This is a genomic window from Microbulbifer sp. (assembly GCF_051659245.1).
Taxonomy (GTDB): Bacteria; Pseudomonadota; Gammaproteobacteria; order Pseudomonadales; family Cellvibrionaceae; genus Microbulbifer.
Window position 1 is genome coordinate 54,512 of the sequence record NZ_JBOFOC010000016.1, and the last position, 13,728, is coordinate 68,239.

Consider the following 13,728-nt stretch of genomic DNA (forward strand, 5'->3'; position numbering starts at 1 on the left):
TGCGAACAGGCTCCCCTCCTAGAAGCGCATGGTGAAGTCGGCACCGTACATCCGAGGCGCAAAGCGCCAGCCGGTGTTGGAGCCAATCGCTTCACCCGGGCCGCCGTAGGAGCCGACAATTTCTTCGTCGGTGAGGTTCTGCACCCAGGCGGAAACGGTATAGGTGTCGTTGGCGCTGTTGAAGGCCACCCGCGCATTCAGCAGCTTGTAGTCGTCGATCACCAGGGAGGGATCGGTGATGGTGCCCACCCGCTCGTCGGTCCAGTTGTAGTCACCGCGGAACACCACTTGGGCACCGCTGTTCAGCGGCAGGGTGTACTCGGCCATCAGGTTGACCTTGTTTTCTGGTGTGCCCACCCGCGGCTGGCCGGTGCGGTCGTCCTCTTGGGTCTCACCGGCGGCGGTAATGACCTTGTACCTGGTGTACTCGGTATCCAGGTAGGAATAATTACCGCCGACCAGCAGATTGTCGGTGGCCGCCCAGAGTACTTCCAGCTCGGCACCCTGCCCCTCGGCATCGGCGTTGCGCAGGTTGTAGCTGGGGATCGGTTCGCCGATCAGGACCAGCTCCTGCAGGTTGTCGTACTCGTAACTGTACAGGGCCGCGTTCAGCTGCATGCGGTTGTCCAGCAGGTTGGACTTCAGGCCCAGCTCGATATTGGTGACATTCTCCTGGTCGAAGGAGTTCTCAATATCGTCGCCGTAATTAAGGCTGTTGAAACCGCCCGCCTTGAAGCCGTTGGCCCAGGACACGTAGGTCATCACGTTGTCGCTCCAGCGGTAATCCAGCACCAGGCGGCCGGACAGGTCGGACCAGTTGTCGGACTGCTTCTGGGACACCATCGGCTGGCCGTCGCTGAAGAAGGCGATACCGAAGGGGATGTCGTAAAGGCTGTTCTGGTAGGTGGTATCGATGGTGAAGTCCTTGTCGTCCCGGGTGTAGCGAATTCCCCCGGTCAGGTCCATACGCTCGGTGATGGACCAGGTGGCATCGGCGTAGATGGCGGCCGAGCGGTAGTCGCCGGTGTTGAGTACGCTCTCGGTCCAGGAGGCGTTGGTGCCTTGGACAAAAGCGTTGGCGCCGGAAATCAGGCACCCTTGCATAAGCTGCCCAGCCTGCTGCAAGGCGGCACCGGCCTGGGCGATCGCATTGGGGTCGCCCGAAGCCTGTGCTTGCTGGAAGGCAGCTTGCGCATTTTCCACCATGCCCAGGGGTGTCGCACAGGTAAAGCCCTGAAGTACCTGCGGGTTAACTTCGGCCTGAGCACGTAGTTGCGGCAGCAAGGTCTGGCCGAAGAAAGCAGCAGTCACGGCGCCGTCAGCAGTCGCCATGCCGTAGGGGCCGAGATCCAGTGGGGTCATGCGCAGTCCCTGTCGAAGTGCGGGTACTTGCTTTCTGATCTGTTCGTCCGTCATATTCGCGAAAGCGGCGAGCATATCGGGGTCGAAGCCAAGCGCTGCCAGTTGAGTGGGGTCATCCTTCAGCGCCGTATAGAGCGCGAAGGATTCGAAAGTGCTGGGCGTAAAAATCGCATCGGTCTGGTGTTCCAGCTCTTCCTGTGAATAGGAGGCACCCAGGGTCCACTTCAGGGTATCGGTGGCGCCGTTGAGGCGGAGTTCCTGGGAGAAGTATTCCTGTTCGTCGGTATTGCGGGAACCGAAGAAGAAATCGGCATTGGCTGTGCCGTCTTCGTCCTGCTGGATCATCGCGTCGAGTTTGCGGTAAGCGGTGATGGAGGTGAGCGTAACGTCATCGAAGTCGTGGCTGACGGTCAGCGAGCTGCCGTAGAGATCGCGCTTTTCGCGGTTGGGGAAATCCAGAGCCAGATCGCCGAAGATATCGCCCTCGGAAATGGAACTGTTGGTGGATACCCGGATGCCGCTGTTCTGGTCCAACTTGTTGTACTCGTTGCGCCAGACAATCTCGGTGTTCTCACTGGGTACCCAGGAGAAGGCGGCTCGGTAGGTCTGGGTGTCCTGGCCGTTCCAGTCGGAACCCTCGCCGGCATTGTCGTAGTAACCGTCCCGGCGGTCACTGGATGCGGAGAAACGCATGGAGAGCTGTTCGGTCAGCGCGCGGTTGATGATCACATCGGAAGACAGGCGGCCGTAGTTGCCCGCTGTCATGGATACTTCCGCATGGTTTTCGTTGGACGGCTTCTTGGTGACGATGTGAATGGCACCGCCGGTGGCGTTGCGACCGAACAGGGTTCCCTGCGGGCCTTTCAATACCTCCACCCGTTCGATATCCGCCAGTGGGATTTCGGCACCGGCACCACGGCCGGTGTAGACACCATCCACATATACGGCCACCGCCGGGTCGGAGCCCACTGTGAAATCGGAAGTCTGGATGCCGCGGATATTGTAGGTGGGCTGAAGAGTGGTATCGTTGTTCATTTCGACACCGGGGGTGGATTTGCCCAGGTCGGTCAGGTTCTGCGCTCCCATCTTCTCGATGTTGTCGCCGGTAAAGGCAGAGATGGAGATGGGTACGTCCTGCAGGTTTTCCGCACGCTTCTGCGCGGTTACCGTCACCTCCTCAATTTCAGCCGCATAGGCGCTGCCGCTGATGGCGGTGGCGAATGCGATTGCCTGGGAAAGAGTGGACAGGCGGAAACACCGGTGGCTACCGGTCTGATCGGCGTAATGCATCATCGCGTCCTCGCGTTTGTTGTTATAGAAAAACGTGATGTTCTATTTTTGTTATTGACCCCATCTTACGGTCAGGTCAGAAGGATTAAAAGCCTGTTATGACTTTTTTTGGGTGACCGGTCAGTTCTGTCTTGCCCTCAGGAAACAAGCCCCGACTCAATGGCGCTCAATCCCACTCGATATCTTTTTTTGTGACCAATATTTGCCGCCCGGTAACTATTTTGATGCGCTCATCCACTGCTAGAATCCTGCCAATCAGAATAGTGCCGACGGAAATATCCATGTCCAAGAGTCCATCCTCTCCCCGCCTTTTCCTCCGTATCCTGGCCTGGCTGGCCGCCCTCCTGGCAATTGCCCTGGCCGGCAGCTGGCTGTGGTTGCGACAGAGTCTGCCGATACTGGACGGAGAGCTGGATACCGGGAAACTGGAGGTTCCGGCCACCATCCGCCGGGATGCCCAGGGCGTGGCTCTGATCGAATCGCTGGATCGCAACAGCATAGCCTTTGCTCTGGGCTTCCTGCACGCACAGGAACGCTTCTTCCAAATGGATCTGTTGCGGCGCAACTCCGCCGGCGAACTGTCGGCGCTGGTGGGGCCCGCGGCGCTGAAACACGACAAAAAAGTACGCTTGCACCAGTTCCGCAAGCGCGCCAAACGCAATGTGGCCGCGATGCCCGCGGAGCAGCGCCGGCTGCTGGGCCACTACGTGGAAGGGGTCAACTACGGCCTGCAGCAACTGGAGGCAAGGCCCTGGGAATACGCTGTGCTGGGGAGGGAGCCGGAGCCCTGGACCGAAGCGGACAGCCTGCTGAGCATGTTCAGCATGTGCCTCACCCTGCAGAGTCCCACCGGCGAATACGAACAGCGCGACACCGCCCTGGCCGAACTGCTCCCCCAAGACCTCTACCAGTTCTTTTTCCCCGACGGCGGCCACTGGGATGCCCCACTGATCGGGGAGGCGCGCGGCCCCGTCAAAATGCCCCAGACCGATATCGCCTCACTGCTGGAGGAGAAGGAGCCGATCGCCTACCAGAAAATGGAGAGCGACGACAAAATCTATGGCAGCAATAACTGGGTGGTTGGCGGCGCCCTGACCGAACACGGCGGTGCCATACTGGCAGACGACATGCACCTGGGGTTGAGGGTGCCCAATATCTGGTACCGCGCCGGATGGAACCTGCCCGGAAGCGAGCGGACGGTGCGCGGTGTCACCCTGCCTGGTGGTCCCATCGCAGTGGTGGGCAGCAACGGCCTGGTAGCCTGGGGCTTCACCAATACCGGCGGTGACTGGGGCGACCTGATTCCGCTGGAGCTGAGCGAAAACGGCCGCCAGTACAAAACACCCGAAGGTTGGCGCGACTTTGAAATCGATCGCGAAGCCATTGAGGTGAAGGGAGGTGAAACAGAATATCTGGAAGTCCGCAAAACCATCTGGGGGCCGGTGGTGAGCCGGGACTACAGGGGTACTCCCCTCGCCTACCGCTGGGTGGCCCACGATTTGCGCGGCGCCAATATGAACCTGCTGCAAATGGAGACAGTGGAAAGCGCGCGTGAAGCGTTGGACCTGGGCCCGCTACTGGGTATTCCCCACCAGAATCTGGTGGTGGGCGATCGCGAGGGCCATATCGGCTGGACGGTCGCCGGCGCCATTCCCCGTCGCGTGGGCTTCGATGGCAGCCGCTCGGTTTCCTGGGCCGACGGCAGCGCCCGCTGGGATGGCTTCCTCTCTGCAAGCGAACAGCCGCGGGTCTACGATCCGCCCTCCCACCGCATCTGGACCGCCAATGCGCGGACCATGGATGGCCAGTTTCTGGCGGTGATGGGCGACCACGGCTACGCCCTTGGAGCCCGCCAGCAGCAGATTCGCGATGCCCTTTTCGCCGGCAGAACTTTTACCGAGCGGGACCTGCTGGATATCCAGTTGGACGACCGGGCGGTGTTCCTGCAGCGCTGGCAGCAACAGTTGTCGGGCCTGCTGGAGAGTGAGGAAAATTACCGCGACGTGCGCGAACAGATCGAGAACTGGGGCGGCCGCGCCGCCGCTTCTTCGGTGGGTTACCGCATTGTGCGCAATTACCGTCTCAAGTTCCTGGAGTTCGCTACGGCACCGGTACTCACCTATATGCGCCGCTTTCAGGAGGAGTTTTCCTTCGGTCCCATGAAGCGCCAGTTGGAATACGGGGCCTGGGAAATGAGCCTGAGCGAACCGCGGCACCTGCTCAACCCGGACTTTGAATCCTGGCGGACCCTGAAGCTGGCCGCCCTGGATGCCGTTCTGGAAGAGATGGCCAAAGACGGCCACCCGCTGGCGGAGCAGAGCTGGGGAGCACAGAATACCGCGCGTATCCACCACCCCTTGGGCCGTGCGGTATCCGCGATCAACTGGTTTACCGCCATGCCCGCAGAGCCCCTTTCCGGTGATACTCATATGCCGCGGGTACAGTCCCCGGACAACGGCGCCTCGGAGCGAATGGTGGTCTCCCCCGGCCGCGAGGACAGCGGAATTTTCCATATGGCCACCGGCCAGAGCGCGCACCCGCTGTCGCCATTTTTTGGCAACGGGCACGAGGATTGGGTGCAGGGGAATCCTTCGCCGCTCTCGGAAAGGGAAAGCCGTTATACGCTGACGCTGCACTGAGGAGTTTGATGTAGGGTGCGCCGCGCGCACCAGCAACGGAGCTGCGCGCCAGCTCGAGCGGTTCGGTGCGCGCGGCGCACCCTACGCGGTTTCGTCGAGTATTGCGAAAGATAAAAAAGATGTGAGGAGTCCCAAGGAGAGGACGAAAGGCAACAGAGGGAAACACAGCATCAACAGGGACGAACCTATCCAGAGGTTTTTAACCCAGTTGCGTTTGACGCGGTAGCGGTGCGTGTATCGACGACAGTGACTGTCGTTCGGGTCCGGCAGGCAGATTTCGCTTTCCCGTGGCAAAAAACTGCGCACTACAAGAGTGCAGTAGAATCGAATCGACGCCCAAAACATACCGTGCACCACTCGCAAACTTCTCTTGCAGTATAGATGCTCGAATTGGACCGGGCGTTCGGTAGGAGCGGTCCGGCCGGGAGCGGAGTAGCAGGCGAAGTGCACGCCTTCACCGCTGATCGCGGCCATGGGCCGCTCCTACAAGGGGAGAGTAGTAACATCAGGGCTGAATGGCACTAAGTTAAGTGATAAAACTTGATGCGAAGGGTCTGCTGCCGGGAGTTCTTTGCGGGACTGTCTGCGAGAGGGACCTCGCGGACAAGCCTACAGGGATGTATTTACGGGGGGGCGCCTAGCCCGTGTCCCGCAAAGAACTCCCGGCAGCAGGCCCGCCCCAGGCCTTAGTGCCATTCACGTTAGGGCTGATACCAGCGCAGTTTTTCATGCAGGCTGACAACGCCGCCTACGATGGTGAGTGCGGGCGCCTCTACGGATTTTTCCTCCGCCAGCGCGGGTATTGACGACAGGTCCCCCACCACGACCCGCTGTTCCCTGGTGGTGCCTTTTTCCACCAGAGCAACCGGTGTATTCGCCGGCATACCATGGGAAATCAACTGTTCGCAGATGGTGGGCAGGCCGGTGAGCCCCATATAGAAAACCAGCGTCTGTCCCGGCGTCGCCAGCTCCTTCCAGGGCAATTGCAGTTCGCCCTCTTTCAGGTGGCCGGTGATAAAGCGCACCGATTGTGCATAGTCCCGGTGGGTCAGCGGAATACCCGCGTAGGTGGAGCAGCCGGATGCCGCAGTGATGCCCGGCACCACCTGAAACGGAATTCGCGCTTCCGCCAGTTTGTCAATCTCCTCGCCACCACGGCCGAAGATAAACGGGTCCCCGCCTTTCAGGCGCAGGACTTTCTTTCCTTTTCCCGCCAGGTCCACCAGCAACTGGTTGATACCGTCTTGCGGCACCGAGTGGAATTCCTTTTTCTTGCCCACATAGATGCGCTCCGCGTCGCGGCGCACCAGGTCCAGTACCTGCGGCGACACCAGGCGGTCGTAGAGCACCACGTCCGCCTGCTGCATCAGGCGCAGAGCGCGGAAGGTGAGCAGGTCCGGGTCCCCGGGACCGCCGCCCACCAGGTAGACTTCCCCCACTGGCGCGGCTGAGCCGCGCCAGTTGTTCAATGCGGCGAGCAGTTCGGCCTCGCCCTCGGAGGTCTTGCCCGCCTCCACCCTGGAAGCCACCGGCCCGGAGAAAACCCAGCGCCAGAAGTCCTTGCGCTGTGGCTCCGGCAGCGCGGTTTTTACTTTGTCGCGCAGGCGCATTGCCAGTTCCGCCAGGGCGCCGATACCCGGTGAGAGCAATGCCTCCAGCTGGGCGCGCAGCCGCTGTGCCAGCACCGGCGCCGCGCCGCCGCTGCTGATGCCGATGGACAGAGGACCCCGTTCGACGATGGCGGGAAAGGTGAAGGAGCACAGCTCGGGAGCATCCACCGCGTTGACGGGCAGCTTCCGTTCCTGTGCGTCGGCGGAGACTTCGGCGTTGACAGCCGGATCGGCGGTAGCGGCGATCACCAGCTCTGCGCCGTCGAGGAAATCCGCGTGATAGGTGGCGTGGAAAAACTGCCCGTCGCTGTCTTCGATCAGCTGGCGCAATTCATCGGTGATCTCCGGAGCCACGACCGTCAGGCGGGCTCCGGCCCGGGCCAGTAGCCGCGCCTTGCGTGTTGCTACGGCGCCGCCGCCCACCAACAGGCAGGGGCGGTCTTGAACGTCAAATGCGAGGGGCAGATAGCGCAAAGTGGTATTCCGTGTCGTGGGGTTATGCCGGCGTCAATACTTCCCGGCCGCGCATATAGGGCCGCAGAATTTCCGGTACTTCGATGCTGCCATCCTCGCGCTGGTAATTTTCCAGCACCGCAATCAGCGTGCGGCCCACCGCCAGGCCGGAGCCGTTCAGGGTGTGCAGCAGTTCCGGCTTGCCGGTTTCAGGATTGCGCCAGCGTGCTTTCATCCGCCGCGCCTGGAAATCGCCAACCAGTGAGCAGGAGGAGATTTCACGGTATTTGTCCTGGGAGGGAATCCATACTTCCAGGTCGTAGGTCTTGCGGGCGGCAAAGCCGATATCGCCGCCGCACAGGATCACGGTGCGATACGGGAGGTTCAATTTCTGCAATACGGTTTCCGCATTGCGGGTGAGTTCCTCCAGCGCCTCTTCCGACTGGTCCGGGCGGGTAGCCCACACCAGTTCCACCTTCTCGAACTGGTGCTGGCGGATCATGCCGCGGGTGTCGCGGCCGTGGGAGCCGGCCTCGGAGCGGAAGCAGGTGGTGTGCGCCACATATTTATGCGGGAGCGATTGTGCGTCCTCGACAATTTCGTCGCGGTAGAAGTTGGTCAGCGGCACTTCCGCGGTGGGTATCAGGTAGAAACCGCGTTCATCCTCCAACCTGAACAGGTCTTCGGCGAATTTTGGCAACTGGGAGGTGCCGTACAGGGAGTCGTCGTTGACGATGACCGGCACATTGGCCTCGCGGTAACCGTGTTCCTCGATATGCAGGTCGAGCATAAACTGCGACAGCGCCCGGTGCAGTTTGGCCACCTGCCCGGTCATCACCGCAAAGCGGGAACCGGTGAGCTTGCTGGCCATCTCGAAATCCAGCCCGCCGAGCTGTGCGCCCAGGTCCACGTGGTCCTTGGCGGGGAAATCGAACTGGCGCGGCTGGCCCCAGCGGCGAACTTCCACATTGTCGTCTTCGTCCTTCCCCTCCGGAACGGACTCGTCCGGCAGGTTGGGAATGGCGGAGAGAATGCTGTCCAGCTCGCCCTGCAGTTCCGACAGCGCCTGCTTGGCTTCACTCAACTGGCTGCCCAGGGACTCGACTTCCTTCAGCAGCGGCGCAATATCCTCGCCGGCGGCCTTGGCGCGGCCGATATTCTTCGACTTGCTGTTGCGCTCGTTCTGCAGGCTCTCGGTGTGTACCTGCAGTTCCTTGCGGCGCTCCTCGAGGCTTTCGAGTTTGGCGGTATCCAGTTCCACGCCGCGCTTTTTCAGGGCCGCGGCCACTTGGTCCATTTGTGTGCGAATTAACTTGGGGTCGAGCATTGTATTCAGTTCGCCTGCAAGCAGGCTCCTACAGCATTGTGTTTATGGGTGGGGTTACAAATATTTCGCGGCCAGTGCAATGGCGCCGCCGGTGGCGCCCAGGCACAGGACCAGGCTGATCAGGATATAGCCCAGGGCCGTCAGGGGTTGGCCATTGTGCCACAAGATCAGGCTTTCCAGCGAGAAGGTGGAGAAGGTCGTCAGGGCCCCGAACAGGCCCGTCATCAGCAGCAGCCGCCACTCGGGGCCGAGCAGGGCCCGTTCGACGATCATCACGTAGGCGATGCCGATCAAAAAGGAACCGCTGACATTGACGATCAGGGTCCCGAGCGGAAATTTTCCGTTGAAGACCGGGTAGCTCCAAACGGTGATCAGATGGCGAAGAATAGCCCCCACTGCGCCCCCCAGGGCGATTGCCAGCCACTGCATGTTTCAATTACCAATGATCAGTAAACAATGGGCAATTATCACCGATTGCGGCTAATTTTCCATTGGTCATTGATCATCGGCCTTGTAGCGCTGTTTGTCGCTCTCGCGGTTCAGCCGCCGCAAGGTTTCCAGCTTCTCGCCAATCTTCAATTCCAGCCCTCGGGGCACCGGCTGGTAGTAGCTGCGCGCGGCGATTTCCTCGGGGAAATAGTTTTCCCCGGCGGCGAAGGCGTCCGGCTCGTCGTGGGCGTAGCGGTAGTCGGCGCCGTGGGCCAGGCTCCTGGCCAGTTTGGTGGGCGCGTTGCGCAGGTGTACCGGTACTTCGTAGCTCGGGTCCCGGCGCACGTCCGCCAGAATCCGTTTGTAGGCGCTGTACACGGCGTTGCTTTTGGCCGCCACAGCGAGGTAGGCGATGGCCTGGGCGATTGCCAGTTCCCCTTCCGGGCTGCCCAGGCGCTCCTGTACATCCCAGGCGTTTAGCGCGATCTGCAGGGCGCGGGGGTCGGCATTGCCGATATCCTCGCTGGCCATGCGCACCGCGCGGCGGGCGATGTACAGCGGGTCACAGCCGCCGTCCACCATGCGCGCAAACCAGTAGAGGGCGGCGTCCGGATCGGAGCCGCGCACCGCTTTGTGCAGCGCGGAAATCTGGTCGTAGAAGTAGTCACCCCCCTTGTCGAAGCGGCGCACATCGGCGCTCAGCACCTCCGCCAGCACCTCCTCGTCGATCACGAAACGACCGCCCTCCTCCCGTGCCAGGTCGCAGGCGATCTCCAGCAGGTTGAGGGCGCTGCGGGCATCGCCATCGGCGGCTCTGGCGATCTTCTGCAGAATCTCCGGGGCGATCGACGGATTCCGATCCTTCAGTTCGGCGTCTTCATTCAGTGCACGCCGCAAAAGGTCCAGAAGTTCCTCCTCGGACAGGCTGCGCAGCAGGTAGACCCGGCAGCGCGACAGCAGCGCGTTGTTCAGTTCGAAGGCGGGGTTTTCCGTGGTGGCGCCGACAAAGGTGACGGTGCCCTCTTCCACGTAGGGTAGGAAGGCGTCCTGCTGGGCTTTGTTGAAGCGGTGTACCTCGTCCACGAACAGGATGGTACGGCTGCTGTATTGCCTGGCCTCCGCCACCGCCTGGCGGATTTCCTTGACCCCGGCGAGCACCGCGGACAGGGTCGCGAAGCGCGCATCGCACTCCCTGGCCAGCAGGCGGGCAAAGGTGGTCTTGCCCACGCCGGGCGGGCCCCAGAGCACCATTGAGTGGAGTTGACCCCGCTCCACCGCTTCGCGCAGGGGTTTCCCCGGCCCCAGTAAATGCGTCTGGCCCATATACTGGGCCAGGGACTCCGGCCGCATGCGCGCGGCCAGGGGCTGGTGTGGAGGAGTGGACTGAAACAGGTCGCTCATCGCGCCTCACTGATCTTTAACGACATCGGTCCCCGCCGGCGGCTTGAAATTGAATATGGCATCGGACAACTTCGGATTGGCCTTCATGCCGCTGAACTTGATTTTGGTGGTCTGGCCCATCTCATCGCGTACGGTCATCGCGGACGGCAGGCCCTTGTCGCTGAAGCGGATTTCCATGGATTTGAAAGCCGCCGACTTGCGCTTGGGGGTCAAGTGGTAGGCGCCGTCCTTGCTGTCGACGTTGAAGGAACCGCGAATCTCCTCCACCTTGCCGCCCAGCAGCAGCGCGGGAGTTTCCTTCATACGTTTGTCCACCGGGCGGATGGTCACCTGCTCCAGGTCCGGATCGTAGAGCCACAGCTTCTTGTTGTTGGTGACCAGCAGTTGGGGGAAGGGTTCGCCGGTCTTCCAGCGCAGCTTGCCCGGCCGCTGTACGGAAAAGTTGCCGCTGCTCTTCTGCATGACCTTGCCGCGCTCGTCGATCAGGGTCTGCTGGAAGTTGCCGGAGATACTCGCCAGCGGCTTCAACAGCTGGCTCAACTCCTCCGTGGCGTCGGCCCAGGCGCCGCTGGCGGCCAGGCCGAGGGACAGGATCAGGTTTCTCAGAGTACCTTTCATCGAAGAATTCCTGTGCAGGGGATTTCCCTAAAGATTAGTTGCCGGCGGGTGAATACTGCCTGAACCCTATCGGTTGGACTGTCGGGTGCGCTGTGCGCACCGTTGATCCGGGCGGTGCACACGGCGCACCCTACACCACCGAATCTCTCGTCAGGCCGGCGGCGGCGCCAGTACTTCCCGGTTGCCGTTGTGCCCCGCCTCGGACACCACTCCGGCGGCTTCCATGGCGTCGATGATCCGCGCGGCGCGATTGTAGCCGATACGCAGCTGGCGCTGTACCGAGGAGATGGAGGCCTTGCGGGACTTGGTGACGAAGGCCACAGCCTCATCGTAGAGGGCGTCGGTTTCCGGGTCGTCGTCCTCGCCGCCCTCGGTCTGCAGGCCGGGCACCGGGATGCTGTTGTTGGTGTCGTCGACGATGCCGTCGATATACTCCGGCTCACCGCGCCGGCTCCAGTCCGCCACTACTTTGTGTACCTCGTGGTCGTCCACAAAGGCGCCGTGCACCCGCACCGGCACACCGCTGCCCGGGGGCAGGTAGAGCATGTCCCCGTGGCCCAGCAGCTGTTCCGCGCCGCCCTGGTCGAGAATGGTGCGCGAGTCCACCTTGGAGGAAACCTGGAAAGCAATCCGGGTGGGCACATTGGCCTTGATCAGACCGGTGATCACATCCACCGAGGGTCGCTGGGTGGCCAGCAGCAGGTGGATACCGGCGGCGCGGGCCTTCTGCGCGATACGCGCGATCAGCTGTTCCACCTTCTTGCCGACGATCATCATCATATCGGCGAATTCGTCGATCACCACCACCACGGCCGGCAGCGGCTTCAGGTGCCCCGGGGTCTGCTCTGCTTCCGGTACGCTGGACATGGGGTCCGGTTGCCACAGCGGGTCGACCAGCGGTTCGCCGGCCTCGATGGCCTCGCGCACCTTGCGGTTGAAGCCCGCCAGGTTGCGCACGCCCAGGGCCGCCATCAGCTTGTAGCGCCGCTCCATCTCGCCCACGCACCAGCGCAGGCCGTTGGCGGCGTCGTTCATATCGGTGATCACCGGGGTCAGCAGGTGCGGGATGCCCTCGTAGACCGACAGCTCCAGCATCTTCGGGTCCACCAGGATCAGTCGAACCTCTTCCGGGGTGGACTTGTACAGCAGACTGAGCAGCATCACATTGATGCCCACGGACTTGCCCGAGCCGGTGGTGCCCGCCACCAGCAGGTGGGGCATCTTGGCCAGGTCCGCCACCACCGGCTGGCCCGAGATGTCGTGGCCCAGGGCCAGGGTCAAAGCCGACTTGGCACCGTCATACACATCTGCAGAAAGTACTTCAGAAAGTCGCACCATCTGCCTGTTTTCATTAGGGATTTCGATTCCCACCACCGACTTCCCGGGGATTACCTCCACCACCCGCACGCTGATCACCGCCAGGGAGCGGGCCAGGTCCTTGGCCAGGTTGGTGATGCGGCTCACTTTGACCCCGGGCGCGGGTTGTATCTCGAAGCGGGTCACCACCGGCCCCGGCAGCACCGAGACCACTTCGGCCACCACGCCGAAGTCCTTCAGTTTGAGTTCCAGCAGGCGCGACATGGCCTCCAGGGAGTCGCGGGAGAAACCGGCCTTCTTGTTCTTGTCCGCCGCGTCCAGCAGTGACAGCGGCGGCAGGGTTCCGGTGACCGGCCCGCTGAACAGTTCCCGCTGCTTCTCCTTGGCGGCACGGGTGCTCAGCTTGGGTTTCGGCACCGCGGGTTCGATTTTGGGCGGGAGGCGCTTGGCGGTGCGCTGCTTTTCCTCTTCAACCGCCGCCTTGCGCACGACGACGGCCTCCCGCGCCGCGCGCTCCTCCTCGCGCCGCTGGCGCGAGCGCTGATAGCGGTTCCCCAGCCAGCCTAAAAGCCCGAGGATATTGCGACCGATCGAATCCGCCAGTTTCAGCCACGACAGCCCGGTAAAGACGGTGATGCCGATGGCGAACAGGGCCAGCAGCAGGATGGTCGCCCCCACATAGCCGAGATTGTGTTCGGCGGTCCCGGCGATCGCCGCGCCGATAATGCCGCCGTTGGAGAAAGGCAGCGGCTCCGCCCCCTGGGCGAAACAGAGGGTGGCCAGCCCGGCGCCGCAGGCCAGCAACAGACCCAGGCCGGAAACCCGCAGCGCGAACAGCGGCCCGTGAAAGCGCGCATTGCGATCGCGCAGAATGCCGACGGCCCGCCAACCGATCAGCAGCGGGAACAGGTAGGCCATCCAGCCCAGCAGGGACAGGCAGACGTCTGCCAGCCAGGCGCCCGTGGGCCCGATGGCGTTTTGCACCTGGTCCGTGTGGCCCGTGTGGGACCAGCCCGGGTCCTGCGGGCTGTAGCTCACCAGGCTGATGGCGAGCAGCAGCGCGCCGGCGAGCAGTGCAATCAGCGCACCCTCGCGCAGCAGGCGGGCGATCAGGGAGTCCGGCGGGACACGGGCATCGTCGTTGGTGGCTGCGTCGGTTGCGCTGTCGGCCTTCAATGGCTTACCTCGGGAGTTGGTGTTGGTTGTATCGCGCTCGTCGATATCGCGCCGGTCGGCGGCGCCAGAGCGGACTGTGTACTACAGACGCCCGCGAAATGCTACC

Annotated in this window: 8 protein-coding genes; 1 reads left to right on the forward strand and 7 read right to left on the reverse strand. The window is 62.4% G+C overall.

Annotation, left to right across the window (positions count from 1 at the left end):
* Positions 1–18: 18 nt before the first annotated feature.
* Positions 19–2,655 (reverse strand): TonB-dependent receptor, encoded by a 2,637-nt coding sequence (locus ACRC0P_RS01780; RefSeq protein WP_438627924.1) that lies wholly within the window; start codon positions 2,653–2,655, stop codon positions 19–21.
* A gap of 278 nt (positions 2,656–2,933) precedes the next feature.
* Between ACRC0P_RS01780 and ACRC0P_RS01785 the strand changes: the two genes are divergently transcribed.
* Positions 2,934–5,291: a penicillin acylase family protein gene (locus ACRC0P_RS01785; protein WP_438627926.1), complete on the forward strand. Its 2,358-nt coding sequence runs from the start codon at positions 2,934–2,936 to the stop codon at positions 5,289–5,291.
* A 701-nt stretch (positions 5,292–5,992) separates the two neighbouring features.
* On the opposite strand, the gene cysG is transcribed toward ACRC0P_RS01785, so the two are convergent.
* The 6 genes from cysG to ACRC0P_RS01815 all read right to left on the reverse strand — a co-directional run bounded on the left by cysG (position 5,993) and on the right by ACRC0P_RS01815 (position 13,622).
* Positions 5,993–7,375 carry a siroheme synthase CysG gene (cysG, locus tag ACRC0P_RS01790; RefSeq protein ID WP_438627928.1) on the reverse strand — a complete coding sequence of 461 codons (1,383 nt, stop codon included), beginning with the start codon at positions 7,373–7,375 and terminating at the stop codon, positions 5,993–5,995.
* A 22-nt stretch (positions 7,376–7,397) separates the two neighbouring features.
* Positions 7,398–8,681 carry a serine--tRNA ligase gene (gene serS / locus ACRC0P_RS01795; RefSeq protein ID WP_438627930.1) on the reverse strand — a complete coding sequence of 428 codons (1,284 nt, stop codon included), beginning with the start codon at positions 8,679–8,681 and terminating at the stop codon, positions 7,398–7,400.
* 54 nt (positions 8,682–8,735) lie between these two features.
* On the reverse strand, positions 8,736–9,110 hold the full coding sequence (gene crcB / locus ACRC0P_RS01800) for a fluoride efflux transporter CrcB (RefSeq protein WP_438627932.1): 375 nt from the start codon (positions 9,108–9,110) through the stop codon (positions 8,736–8,738).
* 66 nt (positions 9,111–9,176) lie between these two features.
* Positions 9,177–10,511 (reverse strand): replication-associated recombination protein A, encoded by a 1,335-nt coding sequence (locus ACRC0P_RS01805; protein ID WP_438627934.1) that lies wholly within the window; start codon positions 10,509–10,511, stop codon positions 9,177–9,179.
* A gap of 6 nt (positions 10,512–10,517) precedes the next feature.
* Entirely contained in the window at positions 10,518–11,129 is a 612-nt protein-coding gene (lolA, locus tag ACRC0P_RS01810; protein ID WP_438627936.1) for an outer membrane lipoprotein chaperone LolA, read from the reverse strand.
* A 150-nt stretch (positions 11,130–11,279) separates the two neighbouring features.
* Positions 11,280–13,622: a DNA translocase FtsK gene (locus tag ACRC0P_RS01815; RefSeq protein ID WP_438627938.1), complete on the reverse strand. Its 2,343-nt coding sequence runs from the start codon at positions 13,620–13,622 to the stop codon at positions 11,280–11,282.
* Between the last annotated feature and the right edge of the window lie 106 nt (positions 13,623–13,728).

Bases quoted from the DNA above. Each gene is read 5' to 3' on its own strand.
- ACRC0P_RS01780 (WP_438627924.1), bottom strand. From the start codon at position 2,655: ATGATGCATTACGCCGATCAGACCGGTAGCCACCGGTGTTTCCGCCTG.
- ACRC0P_RS01785 (WP_438627926.1), top strand. From the start codon at position 2,934: ATGTCCAAGAGTCCATCCTCTCCCCGCCTTTTCCTCCGTATCCTGGCC.
- serS (WP_438627930.1), bottom strand. From the start codon at position 8,681: ATGCTCGACCCCAAGTTAATTCGCACACAAATGGACCAAGTGGCCGCG.
- crcB (WP_438627932.1), bottom strand. From the start codon at position 9,110: ATGCAGTGGCTGGCAATCGCCCTGGGGGGCGCAGTGGGGGCTATTCTT.
- ACRC0P_RS01805 (WP_438627934.1), bottom strand. From the start codon at position 10,511: ATGAGCGACCTGTTTCAGTCCACTCCTCCACACCAGCCCCTGGCCGCG.
- lolA (WP_438627936.1), bottom strand. From the start codon at position 11,129: ATGAAAGGTACTCTGAGAAACCTGATCCTGTCCCTCGGCCTGGCCGCC.